The following is a 21,653-nucleotide window of genomic DNA, read 5'->3' as shown; positions in this document are numbered from 1 at the left end:
AGGGCGGCTACCCTCTCTCAGCGTTCCTTTCTGACCCATTCGGCAGCGAAAGTCATAAGACAAGCAATTCCAGGAAAAGTGTGAAACGGTTTTCCGTTCGGAATTGCGTCAAAACAAGAGTGATCGGTTCAGCGTTTCCCCCGATGAACCGTTCTAGGCTCGGACAGCCCTTCTTCGAGGGAGAACAATCATGGCTCACGCCCAGCAGGAACTGGTCGAATTCGTTATCAGCAAAGCGTTCAATCCGGTCATGCGGGCCAAACCAGACGGAAAATCCGATGCCGAACGCAAGACGCTCGAGCACGTCCAGCAAGCCACGAAGACCGAGATCGAGCGCTATCGCCATTACGGCTCGGCCGAGGAGGTCGCGACCAATTTCAAGCGCGACCTGAGCTCAGATGCCGCCAAAAAGTTGCACGCCCAGCTGCGGCGCCTGCATCTGCCGACGATCGAGGATATTCGCGACGAATTTGAGGACAAAGCCCGCAAGCTTGGGGTCAAGGCCTCGTCGTAGATCCGCGACCGGTCCTCGGTGACGTCCGTCAGGCTGTCATCACAAACCGTCCTTGGTCGGAGGCCACCCTGACCGAACCGTCTCGGGGATGTTGTCCGACGTCAGATCGCCCCGATTGAGCTTTTCAATCGCTTCATCGGCTTCGCTTTCGTCGAGACCGGAAAGCGGCAACCCGCCGACCACGACGGCTTCGTCGCTCTCGCTGTCATAGACCTCCCAGAGGCCTTCCGGATCCTGTCGTTTGTCGAACGGCATGGCACTCCCCAACACCGCTATTGTACGCCTGCCACCCATTTCAGGGCCTGGGCTTTTTCGTCCTCCGGGAACACCCGCGCCTCGATTTGCGGAAACAGCGCGTCCGTCATTTCCGTGGCTGCCTTGATCCACTGCTTGTTGGAAATCACGGCGGCACGTTTGAAGCGGTGGACCTCGCCAAGTTTGCTCAGGCCATACTGCAGGTCGCGCCGCAAGGCGCCAGCCGTCATGTCCTCGAAATCGGCAAGATCGGTCAGGACGCCGATGTCCTTGTGGTCGCTCAGTTTCGCTTCGATTGCCGGGATGACTTTGTCGTAGTCGTCCGCCGTCACGGTGCCGGTGACACGAAAGGCGGCGACATTCTGGGGAGCGGCAATCATCTCGATCATTTTTTCCTCCGGTCTCTGACTTGCTGCCTGCCCGAAACAAACTCGGGCCATTGGCGGATGTTCCCTGCCGGAGGCGTGCTTGGCTTCAACCTGACATGGTTAGAACGACGATCGGCCGGCCTCCCCGACCGGCCCTCGGATCGCCTGGGTGACGACGGTATAACGCGTGATTTGACCCTCCTCGGGGTCCTCCCCGTGGAAATGGATCGCTGCGTTCAGCGGCAGGTGGGCAGTGCTGCCAAACTGCTTGACGGCGGAGACATGCACGATCTGCACGTCGGGGTCGCGCTTCATGGCGTCCATCGCCGCAAGCTCGGCGCTGCTGCTGCCACCGATCCGCCAGCTGGCTTCCAGCACTCCCGATCGCCAGATGCCCGAGGAATCGACACCTTGGCCGATGTCGTAGTTGCGCCGTGAGGCAAAGAATCCGGGATAGCCATCCATCGCGGCGTCGTAGATCCTCGCCTGCGCCACAGCCAAACTTAGCGCCGGAGAAAGCTGCAGCCCGTCCAGCGCCTCCCATCCGCCGCGCACGACGACCAGATCGGATCCGCCGTAAACGGGCTGTCCGGCATTGTCGGCCGTCATTCGCTGCACGCCGTAATAGGCGACCGATGTTCCGTCGATCGCCGTTCTGCCAATGCTCAGCGTGACGATATCGCGAAGCTCCGTTTCGAGAACAAGGCCGTATTCCCTCAGGTCGGAGGATGGATATCGTTCCAGCAGCCTTTCGATGTCGGCAACGGTCGCGGCGGTGTGCTGGTCGCGGCCCCGCGAAGCGCGCGGTGGCTTGAACCGGACCAGCCCTAGCTGCAGCAGACGTTCCGCTGCGCGCAGCGCGTCATCGCGTGAAAATGCGGTATAGCCGGGCAGTACGGCCGCGCCGACGGCTCTGCCGAAGCCGGCTGGCCATTCTTTTGGCCGTGCCGCCGACCCGTCCACCAGCTCGTGGGTTATGGCCTTGGTGGTTGCGAGGCGCCAGGGCACCACACCGCCGAAGAGGTCGTCGGGCCCGTTTATGCCCAGTTGGAGCGCATCGACGGCAAGCAGGCTGTCGTCCGGCACGAAATACAGTCGGCGACCGTCACCGCCGCCCTCACTCAGGCCCTCGCGGAAGGCAAAGCCCTTCAACGCCGCAATCGTGCGCGCAACGGCAGCGACGGTTTCCCGCTCGTGGGTATAGATTGTCTCGCCGCCCGGCGCGGAGAATGCGACCACAACACCTTTCGCCCCGCTTGGTTGCTTACCGCTTAGCCCGGTCATGTCGCGCCCTTCGTCCATTGCCGAGCCCATTGCCGTTTCCGCGGCGATGCGTCCGAACCGAAAAACCCGCTTCCTCGGCGAATGTTCCGGCCAACGGCCGGCAATCCGGTTTGACCGGGGCGGCGACCGGAACATCGGCGGCTCGTAGCTGTTTATGAGGGAACGTCAGACAGGGAGATGGAGACCATGGCTTTCACTCTCAAAAGCTCTGCCTTTGCCGATGGCGACAAAATACCGCCGCGCTATTCCCGCGACGGCGGCAACGTCTCGCCACCATTGGAGTGGACGGACGCCCCGCAAGGAACCAAAAGCTTCGTCCTGGCCGTCGAGGACCCCGACGCCCCTTCAGGCACGTTCCGTCATTGGGCGGTCTACAACATCGACGCACAGCGCAACTTTCTTCCCGAAGGCACGACCGCCGGCGCCAAGACCGAGAGCCTCGGACACGGCGTCAACGATTTCGGCAATCCTCATTATGACGGCCCCCAGCCGCCGCCTGGGCATGGGCTCCACCATTACCATTTCCGGCTTCTTGCACTCGACGCCGAGACGCTTCATCTCGGCGAGAAGGCTGCCGTCGACGACGTGCTGAAACAGGCCGAGCCGCACGTCGTGGGAGAGGCCGAGCTCGTCGGCACGTTCGAACGGGCTTGAGGACGCCACGCCACCCCGTCGCCTGGTTCGGCACAAACGGAGAAGCATGATGGACAACAAATCAAACCCTGTCGACCAACCCATATCCGGCAAGAAAGCCAGCGGCAGCGACAAGGCCGAGGCACCGAAGGAAGCAGGCGATCAGGCACGGAAAGCCCAGGAGTGGGGCGGCGGCTCAAAGGCCTCGAAAGGCGCGATATCGCCGAAGGATCGCAAAAATCAAAACTCCAGCCAGCGCAGCTGATACCGGTCCGTCATCCGGCAATGCGTCTGAAGCGGCGGGCAAGGCCGGGCTGGAGGCACTGCGCTGCGCCTCACATCGCTAGCGGTTCATGTTCATGGTCGCATTCATCGGCATCAAATTGTGGTCGAGATTGGCCATGATCCAGATCGAGCCGCCGATCACCAGAACTACGATCAGCACGCCGAAGGCAAGCGCCAGGGCGTTGTTGGTGTTGTCCGGTCCCGTCGTGATGTGCAGGAAGAAGACGAGATGGACGCCCATCTGGGCGATCGCCAGCACGACCAGCGCCACCGGAATGCCGGGTGCCCATATCAGGTTGGTTCCGGGCAACCAGAACGAGGCGATGGTCAGCAGCGTTGCCAGCCCGAGGCCGATCACATAGCCGCGTAGCCCGGATCCGACCTCGGTGTCGCCGAGGTATTCGTCACCCGGCGCCGTATCGATGTCGTAGCGCTCCAGCCCATCGGTGTCGCGCCGTTGCGCGTGGCGATCGTCCGCATTGCTCATCGACTTGCTCCCAGGAGATAGACCACCGTGAACAGGGCGACCCAGATGATGTCGAGGGCGTGCCAGAACAGGCTGAAACACATGAAACGCCGAAGAATATCGTCGCGGAATCCCTTGGCGAAGATCTGCGCCATCATCGTGAGCAGCCACAGCAGCCCCGCCGTGACGTGAAGGCCATGGCATCCAACCAGCGTGAAGAACGCCGACAGGAAAGCGCTGCGCGTCGGTCCGGCACCGCTGGCAACCATATGCGCGAACTCGCGCAACTCGAGCAGGATGAAGCTGGCGCCGAGCACGAAGGTGACAGCCATCGCGACATAGAACCAGGAGCTTCGCCGCGCTGTCACGGCGAGGCTGGCGAGACCGCAGGTGAAGCTCGACAACAGCAAAGCGGCCGTCTCGATCGCGACGTTGCGCAGGTCGAACAGCTCGGCTCCGCTTGGTCCGCCCGCCGTCTTGCCCGCCAGCACCGCATAGGCCGCGAAGAAGGCCGAGAACATCACGATGTCGCTCAGAAGGAAGATCCAGAAGCCGTAGCCCACGACGATCCGGATCGGTGCCGGGCCGCCGTCTCCGTGGCCGGGTGCATGGCCGTGCCCGCCATGGAGGCGGTAGGGGTCACGCTCTCGAACGTCGATCGCGGTCATGGCCTTGGCCCCGTGTAAGTGGCCAGCGCCTCGCGGCGCGCACTTCGGTTGGCGCGGTCGATCCGGGCGACTTCGGCGGCAGGAATGACGTATTCGGGGATGTCGCGCCACGCGAATACGACGAAGGTGGCCAAAGCACCGAGCGCGCCGAGCGCCACCATCCACCAGATGTGCCAGATGAGGGCAAAACCCATCACGGTCGCAAAGAAGGCGCAGATGAACCCGGTGGGACTGTTGCGGGGCATCTCGATCGGCTCGTAGTCAGGCTCGTCGCGCAGCCGGTTTTGCTCGCGTGCCCGCTGCTTGATGCTCCAGTAGGGCTCTTCGCCCTCGACATGCGGAAGCGCGGCGAAGTTGAAGACCGGCGGCGGCGAGGGCGTGGCCCATTCCAGCGAGCGGCCGTCCCAGGGATCTCCGGTGGCGTCGCGAAGCGCCGCGCGCTGCCGGATGCTGACGACGAGTTGTACGATCTGCGCGACCACGCCGGCGGTGGTGATCAACATGCCGACGCCGGCAACCAGCACCCACGGATGCCAGGCCGGCACGTCGAAATGCTGCATGCGGCGGGTCATGCCGAGCAGGCCGACAGTGTAGAGGGGCACGAAGGTGGCGTAGAACCCGATCAGCGTCAGCCAGAAGGCCAGCTTGCCCCAGCCCTCGTGCAGCCGGAAGCCGAATGCCTTGGGAAACCAGTAGGTATATCCCGCGAAGGCGCCGAACAGCACGCCGCCGATGATGACGTTGTGGAAATGCGCCACCAGGAACAGGCTGTTGTGGAGCAGGAAATCGGCTGGTGGCACCGCCAGCAACACACCCGTCATGCCGCCGATGACGAATGTCACCATAAAGCCCAGCGACCACAGCATTGGCGTCGCGAAGCGGATGCGGCCGCCATACATGGTGAACATCCAGTTATAGATCTTCACGCCGGTACCGACAGCGATGATGCTGGTGGCGATGCCGAACGCGGCGTTGACGTCGGCGCCGGCGCCCATCGTGAAGAAGTGGTGCACCCACACCATGAAGGAGACGATGCAGATGAAGAGCGTCGCGGCCACCATCGAGCGGTAGCCGAACAGCGGCTTGCTGGAGAAGGTGGAGATGACCTCCGAGAAGATGCCGAACGCCGGCAGGACGAGGATGTAGACCTCGGGATGGCCCCAGGCCCAGATCAGGTTCACGAACATCAGCATGTTGCCGCCAGCTTCATTGGTGAAGAAATGAAAGCCGAAATAGCGGTCGAGCGTCAGCATCGCGAGCGTGGCGGTGAGGATCGGGAAGGCGGCGACGATGAGCAGGCTGGCGGCAAGTGAGGTCCAGCAGAACATCGACATCCTGAGGTAACTCATGCCGGGCGACCGCATCTTCAGGATCGTGGTGACGAAATTGATCCCGGTGAGCAGCGTTCCGACGCCCGCTATCTGCACGGCCCACAGATAATAGTCGACGCCAACGCCCGGCGAATAGGCGGTCTCGCTGAGCGGCGGATAGGGAAGCCATCCGGTACGCGCGAATTCACCGATCACCAGCGAGATGTTGACCAGCAGCGCACCGGTGGCGGTGAGCCAGAAACTCACCGAGTTGAGCGTCGGAAAGGCAACGTCTCGGACGCCGAGCTGCAGCGGCACGACCAGGTTCATCAGGCCGATGACGAACGGCATCGCCCCGAAAAAGATCATGATGGTGCCGTGGGCGGAAAAGACCTGGTTGAAGTGGTCGGGCGGCAGATAGCCGGGCGCCTGGAAGGCGAGGGCCTGCTGCGACCGCATCATGACGGCGTCGCTGAAGCCGCGCAGCAGCATCAGCAGCGCCAGCAGCGTGTACATGACGCCAATCCGCTTGTGATCGACGCTGGTGATCCATTCGCGCCAGAGATAGGGGAAATGGCCGGCCAGGAAGACCCAGGCCAGCACGCCGAGGATTGCCAGGGCGACGACCGCCGAGGCGATCATCGGCAGAGGCTGATCGAACGGAATGACGTCCCAGCTCAATTTTCCGAGCATTGTCAGCCTCCTGCCTTGGGCGATACGCTCGGCCCGGGGCGACCGGCCTGGGGGCCGGGCGCGGGTGGAACGCCCTGCGTCGCGATTTCGTGGAAAAGGTCCGGCTCGACCGAGCGATAGGTCGAAGGCGGCACGTCGATGCTCTGTCTGGCCAGTTCCTGGTAGCTGGCCTTGTCGAGTGCCTGTCCCTGGCTTCGCGCCGAATTGACGAACGCCTCGAAGGCATCGGCCGCGACGGCATGCAGCACGAATTGCATGCCTGGAAAACCGTCACCGCTGAAATGGGCCGACCGCCCATAGAATTCGCCCGGCTGATCCGCCTGCAGGTGAAGCTGCGTCGTCATGCCGTTCATCGTGTAGATCATGCCGCCGAGCTGAGGCACGAAGAACGCATTCATGACGCTTGCCGAGGTAAGCGAGAAATGCACCGGCCTGCCCGCCGGCACCACAAGCTGGTTGATGCTCGCGACATTCTGCTCGGGGTAGATGAACAGCCATTTCCAGTCGAGCGAGACGACCTGCACCTCAAACGGCCTTTGCTGGGAATCCAACGGCTTCATTGGGTCGAGGTCATGCGATCCGATCCAGATGATGCCGCTCAGAAACAGGATGACGAGGATGGGGATCGACCAGACTACCAGTTCGATGCGTCCGGAATAGGCCCATTCCGGCAGGTACCGCGCTCTTGTGTTGGTTTCCCGGAACCACCAGGCAAAGCCGAGCGTCGCCACGATCGTCGGGATGACGATGGCCAGCATGATAGCGACCGAATTGAGCAGGATCGTCCGCTGCGCCGCCCCCACCGGCCCTTGCGGATCGAGCACGCCGCCCTGGCAGCCGGCAAGCAGCGCGGCAACAAGCATCGTCGCGCCGACGCGGCCAACACGGATGGCGGCACAATTTCGAACGATCGCCCTCAGCAGCATGACATCTCGCCGTTTCCTGAAAACCGATGGAACGTTGCAGGCAGCGTGGCTGCCAACCCCCGAATGTGCGCGCCGGTGTGCTCCTGGCGACAGTTTCTTCACGCACGGGGCTCCGGCTGGCAGAACCACACGCGGCGGACGTCATCGTTAAGCGGTCAACCTGTCGAGAACCCTCCAAATCCTAAAAACCAGCGGCAAATCCCAAGCAACCAGAGCCAAATCCTAAGAAATCAGAAACAGTGCCCAGATCGAAGTTATCGCCAGAAACGTGGCGAATGCCAAGGCGGTAAACCGGTTCATGGCCCCGCCCACGGTTGGTCCATTTAGTCCGCTCCCTGCGACGTGGCTGCTGATTCCAATGATGCTGCTCAAGATGGTTGCGCCAACCGAACGAATGTTCGTCGCGAAAGTTCCAAAAAGCCAGATCCGTCGCAGCCTTTGGTTGCAGGCCGGCGGCAACGCGATGCGCACCAGGGATGGTTGGGCGGCTTTCTCGCCAAGCGGAAGCGAGGACTGGCTTTGCGTATGTAAAAACTACTTGTCTAGGTGAAAATAGTTGCTACTAATCGGCTGGGCCGGCGCATGGCCGCCTCTGGGAGGAATTTCGGCATGACAAGACTGCGGGGCCTCGCGTGGGATCACCGACGCTGCTGGGGTCCGCTCGACGCCAGCATCGGGCCGTATTGTGCCGCCAATCCCGGTCTTGAGATCGAATGGGACCGCCGCAGCCTCTATGAGTTCGGCGAGGGCGCGCTTGGTCCGGTGCTCGGCGCCTATGACCTTGTCGTGTTCGACCATCCGTTCATCGGCGATATTGCCGAAGGCGGGCTGATGGTGCCGTTCGATTTGTCGGCCGAGCAGCGCCACGGCTTCGAACGGGATTCGGTCGGCGCATCCTGGCAATCCTACGCAAGGGACGGGCTTCAATGGGCGTTGCCGATCGACGCCGCCTGTCAGGTTGCCTCGTATCGCCCCGATCTCCTGGAGCGCTACGGACCGCTGCCGCGCAGCCATGACGAGGTGCTGGAGCTCGGCCGGCGCGCCTTGAAGGACGGCAAATGGCTTGGGCTGCCGTTGGTGCCGACTGACGCCATGTGCCTGCTTTTGACGCTCGGTGGGCCCCGGGAAGACGGCGACGGGTTCATCGCCGGGGAAAAAATCGAGCGGGCCGTCGGGCAATTGCGCCAGCTTGCGGCGCTGTCGCATCCGAACTCGCCGAAATGGAACCCGATCCGTTGCTACGATCACATGATTGCGCATGACGACGTGGTCTACGTGCCGTTCGCCTTCGGCTACGTGAACTACGCCTCCAGGGCAGACAGGCCGTATCTGCGCTTCGCCGACGTGCCGACGCCGCGATCCGCCGGCGCCTTGCTCGGCGGCGCCGGCATCGGCGTCAGCGCCCAATCGAAACACAAGCAGGCAGCCATCGATTACGCGCTATTTCTGTGCTCGCCCGGCTATCAGCGCGGCGACTATGTGAAATCCGGCGGACAGCCGGGGTCGCTGGCGGCGTGGCAGGATACCGAGGTCAACGCGCTCTCGGGCGGCTTCTTCGCCTCGACGCTGGCGACGATCGAAGCCTCTTATCTGCGCCCGACCCATCCGGGCTTCATCAGCTTCTTCCGCCAATGCGCCCCTCATGCCGCGGCGGCGATCGCCGGCGAATTGCAGGCGGCCGAGCTCGCGGATCGGCTGAACCGGCTCTATCGCGAGACCAGGCATGGCCAGCCGCAACGGAGCGTCGCGTAATGGCCGCCGATATTGCCCAGATCGTCGACGAAGGCGAAAGCGGCCGCAACGGCTATCGGGTGCCCGCTGTGGAGAAGGCGCTCGACATACTGGAATTCATGGCTGCCAGCGGCGAGCCGCTGACCCAGACCGAGATCGCCACCGGAATGGGGCGCTCCATTCACGAGATCTACCGCATCCTGCTGCTGCTGGAGAAGCGCGGCTACATTTTCCGGACGCAATCGGACCGCTTCCGCCTGTCGCTGAAGCTGTTCGAACTGGCGCATATGCATCCGCCGGTGAACCGCCTGGTCGAATGCGCGCTGCCGGTGATGCGCGGCCTCGCCGCCAATGCCGACCAGAGCTGCCATCTGGTCGTGCGCGAAGGCGAGAGCGCACTGGTCGTGCTGCAGATCGATTCGCCTTTGCCGATGCGTTATTCGGTTGCCCTTGGCTCGCATTTCCCGATCCTCGAAACGAGCTCCGGCGCGGTGCTGCTGGCGCATTCGAGCCGCGCCGAGCGCGACCGCATCGTCGAACGGATCGTCGCTGCAGGCGAAGGCCAAGGCAGCCGGGCGGAAATCGAAGCGCGGCTGAACGAAGTCGCAAGGCTCGGCTATGAAATGCGCGCCTCGCTGGCTGTCGAGGGCTGCACCAACATTTCGATGCCGGTGCGCGACCATACCGGCGCCGTCATTGCCGCGCTCACCGTCCCCTTCCTGCCGCAAAAGGCCGCCCGCTTCGATCGCAGCACTGTGTTCGAGCGGACGAAGGCGGCGGCCGAGGCGATATCGTCGGCGCTGGGCGCGGGCGAAGCTGCCGCCTCTTCACGTGCCGACCCGGAACGGCGGGACTATCCGTTCAGCAACTGACAAGAAATACAGGGAGAAGAAACATGAACTGGTCCAAATCGATGCTGTTTGCCTCGGCGGCGGTGCTTGCTCTGAGCGCCGCCGCGGCACACGCCGAAAACATGCCGAAGCGCATCGGCTACGTCACCAACTACGCCACGCATGAGTGGTATCAGAACGTCATCAAGGGCATGCAGTCCCGCGCCAAGGAACTCGGTATCGAGCTCGAGGTGCAGGACGCCAATCTGGACGTTGCCAAGGAGGTCTCCGCCGCCGAAGATTTCATGGCCAAGGGCGTCGACGTCCTGATCATCACGCCCGTCAACGAGGAAGGCGTCGTGCCGCTGCTGCGCCAGGCGAAATCCAACAACGTTCCGGTCGTGCTCGAAGGCAATCCGGTCAAGGGCATGACCACAATGGTCGCGATCTGCGACTACGACACCGGCTACACCGCCGGCGTCGAAGCCGGCAAATACGCCAAGGAAAAGCTCGAAGCCAAAGCCAAGGTGATGAATGTCGGCCTGCCGCTGCTGTCCGCCACCGTGCTGCGGTCGCAGGGTTTCATGGATGGCCTCAAGACCATCATCCCCGACGCGGTCATGGTCCACGACCTCGACGGCGGCGGCAATCCCGATCGCGCGCTCGAAGTCTCTTCGGCGGCTCTTGCCAAGAACGCCGACATCAACATCATCTACGGCATCAACGATTCCTCTTCGCTCGGCGGCCTTCAGGCCTGGAAAGCGGCCGGCAAGTCGCAGGACGGCCTCTTGACTGTCGGCACCGGCGGCGAAGGCCTCGCCTTCATCAATGCGATGCAGAACGAGCCGTCCTACCGCATCGAGGCCGCGATGTTCCCGGAAAAGGAAGGCTACACCGCCATCGATGCAGCGGTTAAGCTCTTCAATGGCGAAGAGGTGCCGGAACACATCGTCAGCCCGACCGCGCCGATGAACGGCGACGACTGGAAGAAGTTCTACGACTACGATGGCACCACACGCAAAATCAAATGGGATGCCGTCAATGCGCTTCAGCCACCGGAAAAATGCATGAAAACTTCCGCCGATCTGAAGAAGTAAGGATTCCGGGTAGCCCTTCCCGCACGGCGGGAAGGGCGGCGGATCGGATATGCCGAACGGCAAAACAGGGCGACCGTCCTGTTTTGGCCGGCAGTTTCCAGATGGCGACGGCACCGATACGGGCCCGGAAATGAAATGGACATGAGCGAGCTTACGCAATCCTCTGCGCCAAGGCGTTTCATCGGCGGCCAGCTGCTGGGCAGCAGCCAGCTGGTGCTCGGCGTGATCCTGGCCGTGCTCTGCATCGCCATCTCGATTGCCGCGCCGCAATTCTATTCCGAGGCCAACATCATCGCCATCCTGCGCCAATGCGCGCTGGTGCTGATCGTTGCCTCCGGCATGACGATGCTGATCATCACTGCGGAAGTCGACCTGTCGGTCGGTGCATCGCTGGCTTTTGTCGGCTGCATCGGCATGGCCGTGCTCAATTCAACGCACAGCCTGACGCTCGGGTTGCTGGCGGCGCTCGTCTTTTCAGGCGCGGTCGGCCTTTTCAACGGCCTCGTCGTCACCAGCCTCAAGGTGAACTCGCTGATCGCCACCATCGGCACCATGATGATGCTGCAGGGCGGCGTTTACCTGTTCACCCGCGAGGCGGTGCAGAACCACCACCGGCTTGCCGGCTTCACCGATCTCGGCGCTGGCTATATCGGCGCGATCCCGCTGCCCGTGGTCGTTGCCGCGGTGATTTTCGCGCTGGCCGCGGCAACGCTGCGCTTCACCACGCTCGGCCGTTATCTCTACGCTGTCGGCGCCAACGAGCGCGCGGTTCGTCTCTCCGGCGTGCGCTCGCAACGGCTGAAACTGTTCGCCTTCGTCGTCACCGGCCTGTGCGTCGGCGTCGCCGGCATGATCCTGTCGTCGCTGATGAATGCCGGCCAGCCGACCGCTGGCCGCGGCTTCGAGCTGACGGTGATTGCCGCCGTCATCCTCGGCGGCACCAGCCTGCTTGGCGGCCGCGGCTCGCTGCTTGGCACGTTGCTGGGCGTGCTGGTGCTGAAGGTCATCGACAACGGCATCATCATCCTCGGCTGGAACCAGGACCTGCAGATGGTGGTGCCCGGCATCGTCATCATCCTGGCGACCTATCTCGACATCGTGCGGAACAGAGCCAATGTCGGTTGATTTCCTTCACCCCGGCGAAACCGTGGCTGTCGACAAAAGCGTGCCGGCGCTGGAGATGCGCGGCATCGGCAAGCGTTTTCCCGGCGTGATGGCGCTGGACAATGTCGATCTGACCTTGGAACCCGGCAAAATCCATGCCCTGATGGGCGAGAACGGCGCCGGCAAGTCGACGCTGATCAAGATCATGGCCGGGGTCTACGGCAAGGATGCCGGCACCATCCGCCTGCGCGGCCGCGAGGCCGACATCAAGTCGCCGCGCGATAGCCTGAAAGAGGGCATCAAGGTGGTGTTCCAGGAGATCGCGCTGATCGCCGAATTCAGCGTCGCCGAAAACATCTTCCTCGAAGGCTATCCGACCGGCAAAGGCGGCTCGATCGACTGGAAGAAGATCCGTGCCGATGCGGCCGCTCTGTTCAAGCGTATCGGCTTCAACGTCGACCCGGCGGCGCGCACGGGATCGCTGCCGGTCAGCCAGCAGCAGATGGTCGAGATCGCCCGCGCACTCGCCCATGAGGCCCGCGTCGTGGTGATGGACGAGCCGACCTCCTCGCTGACGCCTAACGAGGTCTCGCTGCTGTTCACCGTCATCCGCCGGCTGGCCGCGCTGGGCATCGCGGTGCTCTATGTCAGCCACAAGCTCGACGAGGTCTTCGAGATCGCCGACACCGTGACCGTGCTGCGCGACGGCCGCCACGTCTCGACCAGGCCGATCGGCCAACATACCAACGACACGCTGATCCAGGACATGATCGGCCGGCGCATCGAAAACCTGTTCCCGCGCAAGCGCGGCGCGCCGGGCAGCAAGGTCGCGCTTTCCGTTGAAGGACTCAGCACCGCCAAGAAGCTGAAGGATGTGTCGTTCGAGGCGCATGCCGGCGAAGTCCTCGGCTTCTTCGGCCTGATGGGCGCCGGCCGGACCGAGCTCGCCAAGGCCATCGTCGGCTACGACCCGATCACTTCCGGCGCCATTTCGGTCGATGGCAGCCGGCTGCTGCCGCACGAAACGCACACCGGCGTCCGGCTCGGCATCGGCCTGCTCACCGAGGACCGCAAGAGCGAGGGGCTGATGGGCGAGTTGCCGGTCTACCAGAATGCCAGCCTCGCCTCACTCGGCGCCTTCGCCAGAATGGGCTTCGTCGACAAGGTCAGCGAACGCAAGGCGGTGCAGGACTATGTCGACCGTTTCCGCATCCGGACGCCCAGCCTGTTCCAGCAGGTCAAGAACCTGTCCGGCGGCAATCAGCAGAAAGTGCTGATCTCGCGCTGGCTGATGCGAGGCTTGAAGGTGATCGTCGTCGACGAGCCGACCCGCGGCATCGACGTCGGCGCCAAGTCGGAGATTTTTGCGCTCATCGACCGGCTCGCCGGCGAAGGCCTGGCGGTCGTCATGATGACGTCCGAAATGCCCGAGCTGCTGGGGCTTGCCGACCGCATCGCGGTGATGTGCGAAGGCCGCCTCACCGCGATCATGCCTCGCGACGAGGCCACGCAGGAGAACATCCTCAATGCGGCAATCGGCTAAGACGATGACGCTTCGCAAAGGGACCAAGCGATGAGCCTGGCAAGCACCGACACCATGAAAGCTGGGCCGTCCATGCTGGCGCGGCTCGTCGCGCGGCAGGAATTGGCATTGCTCCTCTGCCTCATCCTGGTGATCGCGTTCTTTTCCTTCACCGCCGAGAATTTCTTCTCCGTGCGCAACATCACCAATGTGCTCGGTCAGGCTTCGCTGGCGCTGACAGCCGGCATCGGCTGCGCCATCGTCTTCATATCAGGCGAGGTCGACATCTCGATCGGCTCGCTGCTGGCGACGATCGCACTGCCGCTGATCATCATCATGAACGACACGAATTCTCTGCTGCTCGGCATCAGCGGCGCGCTGCTGTTCGGGCTGATCATCGGCGTCGTGAATGGCTATCTGACGGCCTATGCCGGCATCAACTCGCTGATCGTGACCCTGGGCACGATGTTCATCATGCGCGGCGGCGTTTATCTCTATACCGGCCAGCGTGCTATTCCAGACGACGCCGCGCTCGACAGCTTCATCGCGCTGTCGGACGGCCGCCTGTTCAACGTCGTTCCCTATTCGGCTGTCATCGCCATCGTCCTGCTCGCCGTCTTCGCCTACGTGATGCAGCACCGGCCGTTCGGACGGCAGATCTATGCCGTCGGCGGCAATCCGGAAGTGGCACGGCTGGCGGGTTACGACGTGCCCCGCGTCAAGTTCACCTGCTTCATCATCAGCGCGCTGCTGGCGACGGTAGCCGGCATCATCCTGGCAGCCCGCGTCGGTTCGGCGCAGCATACGGCCGGGCTGAATTTCGAGTTCCAGGTCGTCGCCGCCACCGTGCTCGGCGGGGTGAGCCTTGCCGGCGGCATAGGCAGCCTGACCGGCATGGCGCTCGGCGTGCTGATCCTGCAGTTCCTGTCCAACGGGCTGCGCGGTCTCGGCCTGCCGACCGAGTGGCAACTGGTCATCACCGGCATGATCATCATTGCCGCCGTCGCCTTCGACGAAGCAAAGCGCCGGCGCGCCATTGGAGGCTGATATGGATCGTCTCAAAGGGAAAACCGCAATCGTCACCGGCGCCGCCGACGGCATCGGCCACGCGATCAGCGAGGCGATGGCAAGGGAAGGCGCGCACGTCTTCCTCGGCGACATCGCCGACGAGAAGGGTGAAAAATTCGCAGCCGAGCTGCGCGCCGCCGGCCACCGCGCCGACTACATCCATTGCGACGTGGCGGAGGAGGCCGACATCGCCGCCCTGATCGACGCAGCCGTCGGCAAGACCGGCCATCTTGATATTCTCGTCAACAATGCCGCCATCGCCATCGGCGGCATGCCGGTTCACGAAATGAGCGACGAGCAGTGGCACCGGCTGATCGCGGTCAACCTTACCAGCGTGTTCCGCGGCTGCAAATATGCGCTGCCACATATGATCGCGCAGAAATCGGGCTCGATCATCAACATGGCCTCGGCACAAGGGCATATCGGGCTCGACGGCTGGACCGCCTATGCCGGCGCCAAGGGTGCGGTGATGGCGATGACGCGCCAGATGGCGGTCGAGTTCGGCCCGCTCAACATCCGCGTCAACTCGATCTCGCCCGGCACCATCAACACGCCGATGAACGACAAATTGGTCAAGGAGATCGGCGGCAATCTCGCCAAGGCCTGGGTCAAGATGCATCCGCTCGGCCGCATCGGCAAACCGTCCGAGGTGGCCGAAGCCGCCGTCTATCTGGCCTCCGACGCCGCCGGCTTCACCACCGGTACCGACCTGCGCGTCGACGGCGGCCTCACCGCGGCACCCCGCTACGTACCCGACCTGCTTTGACAACCAACGAGACATGAAATGAACAAAGCCCTCGAAGGCGTCCGCATTCTCGATTTCAGCCATCTGCTGCAAGGGCCGTTCGCCACGCAACTGCTCGGCGACATGGGCGCCGACATCATCAAGATCGAGCGTGCCGGCGCCGGCGACATGTTCCGCGGCATGACCTTCTTCGCCAAATGGGTCGGCGGCTCCGAAAGCCCGAATTTCCTCGCCTGGAACCGCAACAAGCGCTCCATCGCGCTCAACCTGAAAAGTCGCAAGGTGCATGCCATCATCATGGACATGGCTGAGAAGGCCGATGTGGTGGTGCAGAATTTCCGCCCCGGCGTGCTCGCCAGGCTCGGCTATGGCTACGAGGATTTCAGGGCGGTCAATCCCGCCATTATCTATTGCTCGGGCTCCGGCTATGGCGAGGAAGGCCCCTATGTCGAGCGCCCCGGCCAGGACATGCTGATCCAGGGGCTGTCCGGGTTGATCTCCAACACCGGCCGCGGCGATCAGGCTCCTGTTCCGGCCGGTGCCGGCCTGGCCGACCAGATCGGCGCCATGAACATGGTCTACGGCATCCTGTCGGCGCTCTACTATCGCGAGAAGACCGGCAAGGGCCAGAAGATCGAGGTCAATCTGCTCGCCGGCATGCTGGCGCATCTCAATCAGGAATATGTCGCCGTGCTCAATCTCGGTGAGGATTTCGTGCGCCCGAATTCCGGCATCGGCCACCCCGGCATGCAGGCGCCGTTCGGCGTCTATGAAGCGAAGGACGGCGGCTATGTGTCGATCGCCATGAGCCCGTTCAAGACGCTGTATGAAGTGCTGGAGGCGCCGCAGCTTGCTGTCTACGACGATCTGAAGACGCTGTTCGACAGGCGCGACGAGGTGTTCGACAAGGTCAACGCCGAAACCAGGAAGTTTGCCACGCAGGACCTGCTGGCGCGGCTGCTGGCAGCCGACATCTGGTGTGCCGAGGTGAAGGACATAAGGCGCGCAGCCGAGGACCCGCAGGTCAAGCACCTGGGCATGATCACCAGCTACGATCATCCCCGCGGCGGCAGGGTCAGGGTGGTCGCGCCGGCGGTCAAGATGAGTGAGACGCCGGCTACCATAGAGCGGCCGGCGCCGCTGGTCGGCCAGCATGGCCGCGAGATACTGGCCGAATTCGGCCTCTCCAGCGGCGAGATTGCAGCACTTGAGGCATCCGGCGACATGACCGTGGATGCTGCCTGACGATGAGCGTTTACCAGGCACTCACCTTGGAAATATCTGGGCGCGTCGCGGTCGTTACCTTCCGGCGCGCCGATCAGCTCAACGCCATGAACCGGCTGATGCAGAGCGAGATCACCGAGGTTTTCGAGGCGCTGTCGCGGGATGACGGGGTCGGCGCGATCGTGGTGACCGGCGAGGGGCGCGGCTTCATGGCCGGCGCCGACATCAAGGAATATGCCGCCCAGACAGCTATCGAGTTCGATGCCTTCCAGGCTGCCGGCACGCGCATGTATGCGGCGGTCGAGAACAACCGCAAGCCGGTCATCGCCGCGGTCAACGGCTTTGCGCTCGGCGGCGGCATGGAGCTGGTGCTGTGCTGCGACATCGTCATCGCCAACCAGTTCGCGAAGCTCGGCCTGCCCGAGATCAAGCTCGGGCTGGTCCCCGGCGGCGGCGGCACCCAGCGCAGCGTCCAGAAGCTCGGCCGCAACCGCGCCAATTTTCTGCTGATGACCGGCGCCATCGTGCCGGCTTCCGAGTTCGTCGGCGCCGGTCTGGTCAACGAGATCGTCGATGCCGAAAGGCTGATGCCGCGGGTGCGGGAACTCGCCGAGATGATCGCCGCCGAACCGGCCGCAGCGATTGAAGGGCTGAAAGCGCTGACCGTGCACGCCGTGTCGGGCGATCTGGCCGACGGCCTTGCCATGGAGCGCGATGTCCTGGGTGGCCTGTACCGCAGCGAGATCGGCCAGCGGCGCGTCAAGGAATTTGCTGAAAAGAGCGCGACGCGGCCGAAGAAGGCCGGGCAATGATCTCCCTGGTCAAGCCGAACCGGCCGCGCTTCACCGATGTCGAGGGCCTGGCCGCGATGGTCGGCGGCGGCGACGTCTTCGGTGTCGGTGGCCATCATTTTGCCCGGCTGCCGATCGCCTTGTTGCGGGCCATCGCCCGCTTGGGCGTCAAGGATCTTCGCTATGTCTGCTGGGCCGGCGGCCTGCCGCTCGAACTGCTTCTCGAAGCGAATGCCGTGGCGGAGGTCGATATCTGCTTTTCCAGCCTCGATATTTTTGGCTTGCCGCCGCGCTTCCGCGCGGCCGCCGAGACCAATGCCGTGCCGGTCCGCGACTGGACGGCGCTGGCCATGATCCAGGCGCTGCGGGCGGGGCAGCAGAACCTGCCGTTGATGCCGTTTCAGCTTCCGGAGGGTTCGGACATGCTGGCGCGCGTGCCGGGTGCGATCGCCGCGCCCGATCCGATCGCGGGAATCACGACCGGGATCATCCCGGCCTTGCGGCTCGATACCTTCGTCGTCCATGCCCAGCGTGCCGACGAGAGCGGCAATGTCCAGATCATCGGACCACGGGCGCTCGACTTCGCCATGGCCGGCGCGGCGCGCGAGGTGCTGGTCACGGTTGAGGAGATCGTCCCGGTCGGAGCGCTGCGGCATGATGGTCGGCAGAGCATTTTGACCCGCAACCAGGTGTCGGCGATCGCGCTGGCACCAGGCGGCGCCTATCCCGCCTCCTGCCTGCCATTCTATGTGACGGATTATCAAGCGTTGGCGGGGGCGTTCGCGGCCAAGGAAATACCTTTGCCGGACAGCCTGAGCATGCCTTCGGAAGGCGTGCCGGAGCGGGTTCAAGATGCTGCAAAAGTCCGCGCTGAAACAGTCCTCGCAATGCCCAGGCTCGTGCACGGCAACAAGGAGGCGTCCATCGACGAGATCATCGCCGCCCGCATCGCCGCTGAGCTTGACAATGAGAGCTTTGCAAGTGCCGGCGCGGTGTCGCCGCTCGCCAATGTCGCCTACCGGCTGGCCAAAGCGACGCACGCGCCGGACATGATCATCGCCACCATGAGTTGCGGCCATCTCGACATAGCACCGAGCCCGATGATCCTGTCGCTGATCGAAAGCCTCGATTGCGAGACGGCGGTGGCGCATGCCGGCGGCGACGACACCTATTCGACCTATTACCAGGCCGGCGCGGTGACGCATGAGATCGTCGGTGCCGCGCAGGTCGACCGCCGTGGGCGCGTCAACACCATTGCGCTGCGCAAGCGTGACGGCAGCCTTATCCGGCTGCCCGGGCAAGGCGGCATGGCCGACGTCGCCAACATGCATCGCGATTATCTGCTCTACGTCCCCCGCCATTCCGTGCAGTCGCTGGTCGAGACGGTCGAGATTGCCAGCTCGGCGCGCGGCCTGTTGACTGAGGCCGAACGCGAGCCGATGGGCTATCGGACCGGCGCGGCATTGGTGTTCACCGACCTTTGCGTGTTTCGGCTCGACGGGGAGAGCCGGCAATTGGCCGTCATCGAGACCATGCCGTGCGTGACGCGCCAGCAGCTCCAGGATGCCACCGGCTTTGCCCTGACATTCGATGCCGATTGCCGCGAAGTTGCGCTACCCTCAAACGAGACGCTCGACATCCTGCGAAACCGCATCGACCCGCTCGGCCTGCGGCGCCTCGAATTCGTCAGCGCCAGGGAGCGCAGCGCCCTGATCGCCGAGATCCTGGCCACCGACCGGCGGATGGTCGAGCGCTGCATCGCCGCACAGCGGTCGCATACTGCACCGGATTGAAGGGGGTGCGCATGGCAAAGCCGTTGCTCGAAATGTCGGCCGCGAGGGTCTTCTTCGATGGCATCTTCACCAGCCCGCGCATCGCCCATCCGGAAGGCGTGGCCATCCATTGCGACGGCTCGATCTGGTGCGGCACCGAAACCGGCGACCTGCTGCGCTTGGCCGCCGATGGCGGCTCGGTCGAACGCATGGGCGGTACGGAGGGCTTTCTGCTCGGCATCGCCTTCGATAGCGCGGGAAACTGTTTTGCATGCGATTTGAGACATTCGGCGATCTTTCGCTGGGATGCCGCGACGGCTGGTATGCAGCGCTTCGCCTCGGCCGGCATCCGCGTGCCGAACTATCCGATCGTCGACGAGACACGCGGCTGGCTCTACGTGTCGGACAGCCTCGGCGAAGACAACCGCTCCGGCATTTTTCGCTACGATTTGAAGACCGGCGAAGGCGGCCTGTGGTGCAGCGAGACCATGGCCTTCGCCAACGGCATGGCGATGGCGCCGGGTGGCGATGGGCTTTACGTCGTGGAAAGCCATGCGGCCTGCCTCAGCTATGTGCCAATCCGTGCCGACGGCACGGCAGGACCTCGCCAACTCGTCGTGGACGGCGTGAGCAACGTTCCCGATGGCGTCGCCTTGGCGCCGGACGGGTCGCTGTTCATCTCATGCTACGAGCCCAGCCGCATCTATCGTTGGCGAAAACACAGCGGGCTCGAGGTGCTGATCGAGGATCCGGCGGCAACGACGCTCGCCCACCCAACCAACATTGCCTTCAAGGGCGACAAGCTCTACACCGCAAATCTCGGCCGCTGGCACATCACCGAAATCGACTTGACGGCGATTTCCTAGATCGGGCCGAACCGGGCGGCGCTGCCCTATCCCAGCCGCCCGTGACTCGATCGGATGCGCAACACCTGCACCCGCGACGGCAGCTCGATCAGGAACTCTTCGTCCCGCTCGAGATGGTGGATTTTTGTCGGATCGCCGCCGGTGAGCGCCGCCATCGCCTCGACGTTTTCCCAATAGGAGATCGTCACGAATTCCGAATGGGTCGTCGTGTCCTCGCGAAAGGTCTGAACGCCCAGGGCCTTCTCGATCAGCGGCTTGATGCCGGCCTCGTAATTGTAACTCTCATAGGCATCCGCCTTTTCAGGCACGGTTCTGCCGCGCCAGATACGAGCGATGGTCGGGGATTTCTCTGTAGCTTTCTCTGTCATGGCCAATGAATTCCTGCTGGTCTGATTGGTCCGCGGCGTTCGGCAAGGCCAGCCAAGGAACGCATCTCCCCGGCTGGCAGCCTGGTATCCAGTTGCCGGCGACTTTTTATCCTCCCCGGCCGACGAGCTCGCGCTGCCCCAGACAGGCCTCCTGCCGACCGGTAGGAGACTTACTCCTGATCCTCGGCGCCGCCTCCGTGGAAGAAGGACCGGATTTCCTGCATGTCGACGCTGCCGTCACCGTCCTCATCGACGGCGTTGAATATTCGCCCGACGAAATCCTGGACTTCGCTCTGAGAAAGCGCGCCATCGCCGTCCGCATCTACTATGGCGAACATCATTCGCATCTTCGCGCCATGCATCCCGCGTGGAATGCCGCCGCGCCCTCCCATCTCCCACCCTCGCTCAGGCGGGCCCATCCTGTAGCCGCGATGCCAGCGGTCGGGACCTCGCCGTTCCTCCCGGGGCGCGCGATCTTCCTGCATTCTCTCCTCCAGCATCTCAGTCATCATCTGGCGCATCATATCGCGCATGGCATCCTGGCTCTGCCCGCTCATTGCGGGCGACTGTTCGGCGCCACGATCCGGCGCCGGCGCGGCGGGCGCAGGTGGGCTCGTCTGGCCGAATGCCGGCGCGGCCAACATGGCCAGCGCCGCAGCAATTACAGTGGTTTTGCTTGCGAGCGTCATCGTAATCTCCATCGTGTGAATTGTGGGCCGCTGCATCCAAGCCAAACCGGCTGCTCGCCTCATGGTTCCTGGGCAGTCCGGCTCGACGGCGCAAAAGTCCGCCTGGTCGCGGCAACGAAAGCCGCTTGCTCACGTTGCCATTGATGCAAAGCTCCACCAGGAGGAAAAAATGGCCGACGATAAGAGCAAGCGAGATTTCCGCGAGCGCGACCGCGTTGCTGCGGAAGACGACCGTGAAGTCGAGTATTTTGCCCAACAGAACGGCGTCACGGCCGACCAGGTCCGCCAGCTGATCAAGAGCTTCGGCAATGATCGCGGGCGCCTGACCGTAGCTGCGAAGGCATTGCGAGGGATTTCACCTGCCGGAGCCGACGAGGTGACCAGGGAAGCCCGCCAGCAGGCGACACCCATGCATCTCGGCAAACCCGACGAGTGATGCCGGGG

At 63.5% G+C, this 21,653-nt stretch carries 24 protein-coding genes; 15 read left to right on the top strand and 9 right to left on the bottom strand.

Features of this window, described 5'->3' with window-relative positions; genetic code table 11:
* Window positions 1–190: 190 nt before the first annotated feature.
* Window positions 191–514, top strand: a complete 324-nt coding sequence (locus tag NKI39_RS29080; RefSeq protein WP_352539878.1) for a hypothetical protein — start codon at window positions 191–193, stop codon at window positions 512–514.
* Window positions 515–553: 39 nt separating this feature from the next.
* Here the strand turns inward: NKI39_RS29080 and NKI39_RS29075 are convergent, their stop codons facing one another.
* The 3 genes from NKI39_RS29075 to NKI39_RS29065 form a co-directional block, all read right to left on the bottom strand.
* On the bottom strand, window positions 554–769 hold the full coding sequence (locus tag NKI39_RS29075) for a hypothetical protein (RefSeq protein ID WP_352473044.1): 216 nt from the start codon (window positions 767–769) through the stop codon (window positions 554–556).
* A gap of 17 nt (window positions 770–786) precedes the next feature.
* Window positions 787–1,158, bottom strand: a complete 372-nt coding sequence (locus NKI39_RS29070) for a SpoIIAA family protein (protein ID WP_352539879.1) — start codon at window positions 1,156–1,158, stop codon at window positions 787–789.
* A 99-nt stretch (window positions 1,159–1,257) separates the two neighbouring features.
* Entirely contained in the window at window positions 1,258–2,439 is a 1,182-nt protein-coding gene (locus tag NKI39_RS29065; RefSeq protein WP_352836152.1) for a DUF3182 family protein, read from the bottom strand.
* 168 nt (window positions 2,440–2,607) lie between these two features.
* Between NKI39_RS29065 and NKI39_RS29060 the strand changes: the two genes are divergently transcribed.
* Window positions 2,608–3,075 carry a YbhB/YbcL family Raf kinase inhibitor-like protein gene (locus NKI39_RS29060; RefSeq protein WP_352836149.1) on the top strand — a complete coding sequence of 156 codons (468 nt, stop codon included), beginning with the start codon at window positions 2,608–2,610 and terminating at the stop codon, window positions 3,073–3,075.
* A gap of 46 nt (window positions 3,076–3,121) precedes the next feature.
* Window positions 3,122–3,319 (top strand): hypothetical protein, encoded by a 198-nt coding sequence (locus tag NKI39_RS29055; protein ID WP_352836147.1) that lies wholly within the window; start codon window positions 3,122–3,124, stop codon window positions 3,317–3,319.
* A 78-nt stretch (window positions 3,320–3,397) separates the two neighbouring features.
* Here the strand turns inward: NKI39_RS29055 and cyoD are convergent, their stop codons facing one another.
* Genes cyoD through cyoA form a run of 4 tightly spaced genes read right to left on the bottom strand, consistent with a single transcriptional unit; the run spans window position 3,398 to window position 7,402 of the window.
* Window positions 3,398–3,826, bottom strand: a complete 429-nt coding sequence (gene cyoD, locus NKI39_RS29050; RefSeq protein ID WP_352769325.1) for a cytochrome o ubiquinol oxidase subunit IV — start codon at window positions 3,824–3,826, stop codon at window positions 3,398–3,400.
* A complete protein-coding gene (gene cyoC / locus NKI39_RS29045; RefSeq protein ID WP_352449535.1) occupies window positions 3,823–4,473 on the bottom strand; it encodes a cytochrome o ubiquinol oxidase subunit III in 651 nt (216 codons plus the stop codon). Before cyoC ends, cyoD begins: the two co-directional genes overlap by 4 nt.
* Window positions 4,470–6,476: a cytochrome o ubiquinol oxidase subunit I gene (gene cyoB, locus NKI39_RS29040; RefSeq protein ID WP_352836144.1), complete on the bottom strand. Its 2,007-nt coding sequence runs from the start codon at window positions 6,474–6,476 to the stop codon at window positions 4,470–4,472. The genes cyoC and cyoB overlap by 4 nt, the downstream gene beginning before the upstream one ends.
* 2 nt (window positions 6,477–6,478) lie before the next feature.
* On the bottom strand, window positions 6,479–7,402 hold the full coding sequence (gene cyoA / locus NKI39_RS29035) for a ubiquinol oxidase subunit II (protein WP_352539884.1): 924 nt from the start codon (window positions 7,400–7,402) through the stop codon (window positions 6,479–6,481).
* 609 nt (window positions 7,403–8,011) lie between these two features.
* Here cyoA and NKI39_RS29030 point away from each other — a divergent pair.
* From NKI39_RS29030 to NKI39_RS28980, 11 genes are all read left to right on the top strand, one after another.
* Complete coding sequence (locus tag NKI39_RS29030) at window positions 8,012–9,154, top strand: ABC transporter substrate-binding protein (RefSeq protein ID WP_352615127.1); 1,143 nt, start codon at window positions 8,012–8,014, stop codon at window positions 9,152–9,154.
* Complete coding sequence (locus NKI39_RS29025) at window positions 9,154–10,005, top strand: IclR family transcriptional regulator (RefSeq protein ID WP_352615125.1); 852 nt, start codon at window positions 9,154–9,156, stop codon at window positions 10,003–10,005. The genes NKI39_RS29030 and NKI39_RS29025 overlap by 1 nt, the downstream gene beginning before the upstream one ends.
* A 23-nt stretch (window positions 10,006–10,028) precedes the next feature.
* Window positions 10,029–11,060: a sugar ABC transporter substrate-binding protein gene (locus tag NKI39_RS29020; protein WP_352473034.1), complete on the top strand. Its 1,032-nt coding sequence runs from the start codon at window positions 10,029–10,031 to the stop codon at window positions 11,058–11,060.
* Window positions 11,061–11,201: 141 nt separating this feature from the next.
* On the top strand, window positions 11,202–12,185 hold the full coding sequence (locus tag NKI39_RS29015; protein WP_352539886.1) for an ABC transporter permease: 984 nt from the start codon (window positions 11,202–11,204) through the stop codon (window positions 12,183–12,185).
* Window positions 12,175–13,707, top strand: coding sequence for a sugar ABC transporter ATP-binding protein (locus NKI39_RS29010; RefSeq protein WP_352615123.1), 1,533 nt, complete (start codon window positions 12,175–12,177; stop codon window positions 13,705–13,707). Before NKI39_RS29015 ends, NKI39_RS29010 begins: the two co-directional genes overlap by 11 nt.
* 30 nt (window positions 13,708–13,737) lie before the next feature.
* Window positions 13,738–14,733: an ABC transporter permease gene (locus NKI39_RS29005; protein WP_352836141.1), complete on the top strand. Its 996-nt coding sequence runs from the start codon at window positions 13,738–13,740 to the stop codon at window positions 14,731–14,733.
* Between the two features lies 1 nt (window position 14,734).
* A complete protein-coding gene (locus NKI39_RS29000; protein ID WP_023677038.1) occupies window positions 14,735–15,520 on the top strand; it encodes an SDR family NAD(P)-dependent oxidoreductase in 786 nt (261 codons plus the stop codon).
* An 18-nt stretch (window positions 15,521–15,538) separates the two neighbouring features.
* Window positions 15,539–16,744, top strand: a complete 1,206-nt coding sequence (locus NKI39_RS28995; RefSeq protein WP_352615121.1) for a CaiB/BaiF CoA transferase family protein — start codon at window positions 15,539–15,541, stop codon at window positions 16,742–16,744.
* Between the two features lie 2 nt (window positions 16,745–16,746).
* Window positions 16,747–17,535, top strand: coding sequence for an enoyl-CoA hydratase/isomerase family protein (locus tag NKI39_RS28990; protein WP_352615119.1), 789 nt, complete (start codon window positions 16,747–16,749; stop codon window positions 17,533–17,535).
* Window positions 17,532–19,307 carry a CoA-transferase gene (locus NKI39_RS28985; RefSeq protein ID WP_352836138.1) on the top strand — a complete coding sequence of 592 codons (1,776 nt, stop codon included), beginning with the start codon at window positions 17,532–17,534 and terminating at the stop codon, window positions 19,305–19,307. The genes NKI39_RS28990 and NKI39_RS28985 overlap by 4 nt, the downstream gene beginning before the upstream one ends.
* A gap of 11 nt (window positions 19,308–19,318) precedes the next feature.
* A complete protein-coding gene (locus NKI39_RS28980) occupies window positions 19,319–20,152 on the top strand; it encodes an SMP-30/gluconolactonase/LRE family protein (protein WP_352836135.1) in 834 nt (277 codons plus the stop codon).
* A gap of 26 nt (window positions 20,153–20,178) precedes the next feature.
* Here NKI39_RS28980 and NKI39_RS28975 read toward each other — a convergent pair whose 3' ends face one another.
* Together NKI39_RS28975 and NKI39_RS28970 are read right to left on the bottom strand one after the other, a co-directional pair.
* The gene (locus NKI39_RS28975) at window positions 20,179–20,520 is read right to left on the bottom strand and encodes an antibiotic biosynthesis monooxygenase family protein (protein WP_352539894.1); all 342 of its coding nucleotides are present in this window, start codon (window positions 20,518–20,520) and stop codon (window positions 20,179–20,181) included.
* A 170-nt stretch (window positions 20,521–20,690) separates the two neighbouring features.
* Complete coding sequence (locus NKI39_RS28970; protein ID WP_352836132.1) at window positions 20,691–21,221, bottom strand: EF-hand domain-containing protein; 531 nt, start codon at window positions 21,219–21,221, stop codon at window positions 20,691–20,693.
* A gap of 157 nt (window positions 21,222–21,378) precedes the next feature.
* Here NKI39_RS28970 and NKI39_RS28965 point away from each other — a divergent pair, with 157 nt between their 5' ends.
* Window positions 21,379–21,645: a DUF3606 domain-containing protein gene (locus tag NKI39_RS28965; RefSeq protein ID WP_352455899.1), complete on the top strand. Its 267-nt coding sequence runs from the start codon at window positions 21,379–21,381 to the stop codon at window positions 21,643–21,645.
* Window positions 21,646–21,653: the final 8 nt, after the last annotated feature.

Source organism: Mesorhizobium sp. M0664, assembly GCF_040320565.1.
Taxonomy (GTDB): domain Bacteria; phylum Pseudomonadota; class Alphaproteobacteria; order Rhizobiales; family Rhizobiaceae; genus Mesorhizobium.
The sequence above is the reverse complement of the archived record's forward strand: the minus strand, read 5'-3'. Positions and strand labels throughout refer to the sequence as shown.

Bases quoted from the DNA above. Each gene is read 5' to 3' on its own strand.
- NKI39_RS29080 (WP_352539878.1), top strand. From the start codon at position 191: ATGGCTCACGCCCAGCAGGAACTGGTCGAATTCGTTATCAGCAAAGCG.
- NKI39_RS29075 (WP_352473044.1), bottom strand. From the start codon at position 769: ATGCCGTTCGACAAACGACAGGATCCGGAAGGCCTCTGGGAGGTCTAT.
- NKI39_RS29070 (WP_352539879.1), bottom strand. From the start codon at position 1,158: ATGATCGAGATGATTGCCGCTCCCCAGAATGTCGCCGCCTTTCGTGTC.
- NKI39_RS29065 (WP_352836152.1), bottom strand. From the start codon at position 2,439: ATGGACGAAGGGCGCGACATGACCGGGCTAAGCGGTAAGCAACCAAGC.
- NKI39_RS29060 (WP_352836149.1), top strand. From the start codon at position 2,608: ATGGCTTTCACTCTCAAAAGCTCTGCCTTTGCCGATGGCGACAAAATA.
- NKI39_RS29055 (WP_352836147.1), top strand. From the start codon at position 3,122: ATGATGGACAACAAATCAAACCCTGTCGACCAACCCATATCCGGCAAG.
- cyoD (WP_352769325.1), bottom strand. From the start codon at position 3,826: ATGAGCAATGCGGACGATCGCCACGCGCAACGGCGCGACACCGATGGG.
- cyoC (WP_352449535.1), bottom strand. From the start codon at position 4,473: ATGACCGCGATCGACGTTCGAGAGCGTGACCCCTACCGCCTCCATGGC.
- cyoB (WP_352836144.1), bottom strand. From the start codon at position 6,476: ATGCTCGGAAAATTGAGCTGGGACGTCATTCCGTTCGATCAGCCTCTG.
- cyoA (WP_352539884.1), bottom strand. From the start codon at position 7,402: ATGCTGCTGAGGGCGATCGTTCGAAATTGTGCCGCCATCCGTGTTGGC.
- NKI39_RS29030 (WP_352615127.1), top strand. From the start codon at position 8,012: ATGACAAGACTGCGGGGCCTCGCGTGGGATCACCGACGCTGCTGGGGT.
- NKI39_RS29025 (WP_352615125.1), top strand. From the start codon at position 9,154: ATGGCCGCCGATATTGCCCAGATCGTCGACGAAGGCGAAAGCGGCCGC.
- NKI39_RS29020 (WP_352473034.1), top strand. From the start codon at position 10,029: ATGAACTGGTCCAAATCGATGCTGTTTGCCTCGGCGGCGGTGCTTGCT.
- NKI39_RS29015 (WP_352539886.1), top strand. From the start codon at position 11,202: ATGAGCGAGCTTACGCAATCCTCTGCGCCAAGGCGTTTCATCGGCGGC.
- NKI39_RS29010 (WP_352615123.1), top strand. From the start codon at position 12,175: ATGTCGGTTGATTTCCTTCACCCCGGCGAAACCGTGGCTGTCGACAAA.
- NKI39_RS29005 (WP_352836141.1), top strand. From the start codon at position 13,738: ATGAGCCTGGCAAGCACCGACACCATGAAAGCTGGGCCGTCCATGCTG.
- NKI39_RS29000 (WP_023677038.1), top strand. From the start codon at position 14,735: ATGGATCGTCTCAAAGGGAAAACCGCAATCGTCACCGGCGCCGCCGAC.
- NKI39_RS28995 (WP_352615121.1), top strand. From the start codon at position 15,539: ATGAACAAAGCCCTCGAAGGCGTCCGCATTCTCGATTTCAGCCATCTG.
- NKI39_RS28990 (WP_352615119.1), top strand. From the start codon at position 16,747: ATGAGCGTTTACCAGGCACTCACCTTGGAAATATCTGGGCGCGTCGCG.
- NKI39_RS28985 (WP_352836138.1), top strand. From the start codon at position 17,532: ATGATCTCCCTGGTCAAGCCGAACCGGCCGCGCTTCACCGATGTCGAG.
- NKI39_RS28980 (WP_352836135.1), top strand. From the start codon at position 19,319: ATGGCAAAGCCGTTGCTCGAAATGTCGGCCGCGAGGGTCTTCTTCGAT.
- NKI39_RS28975 (WP_352539894.1), bottom strand. From the start codon at position 20,520: ATGACAGAGAAAGCTACAGAGAAATCCCCGACCATCGCTCGTATCTGG.
- NKI39_RS28970 (WP_352836132.1), bottom strand. From the start codon at position 21,221: ATGGAGATTACGATGACGCTCGCAAGCAAAACCACTGTAATTGCTGCG.
- NKI39_RS28965 (WP_352455899.1), top strand. From the start codon at position 21,379: ATGGCCGACGATAAGAGCAAGCGAGATTTCCGCGAGCGCGACCGCGTT.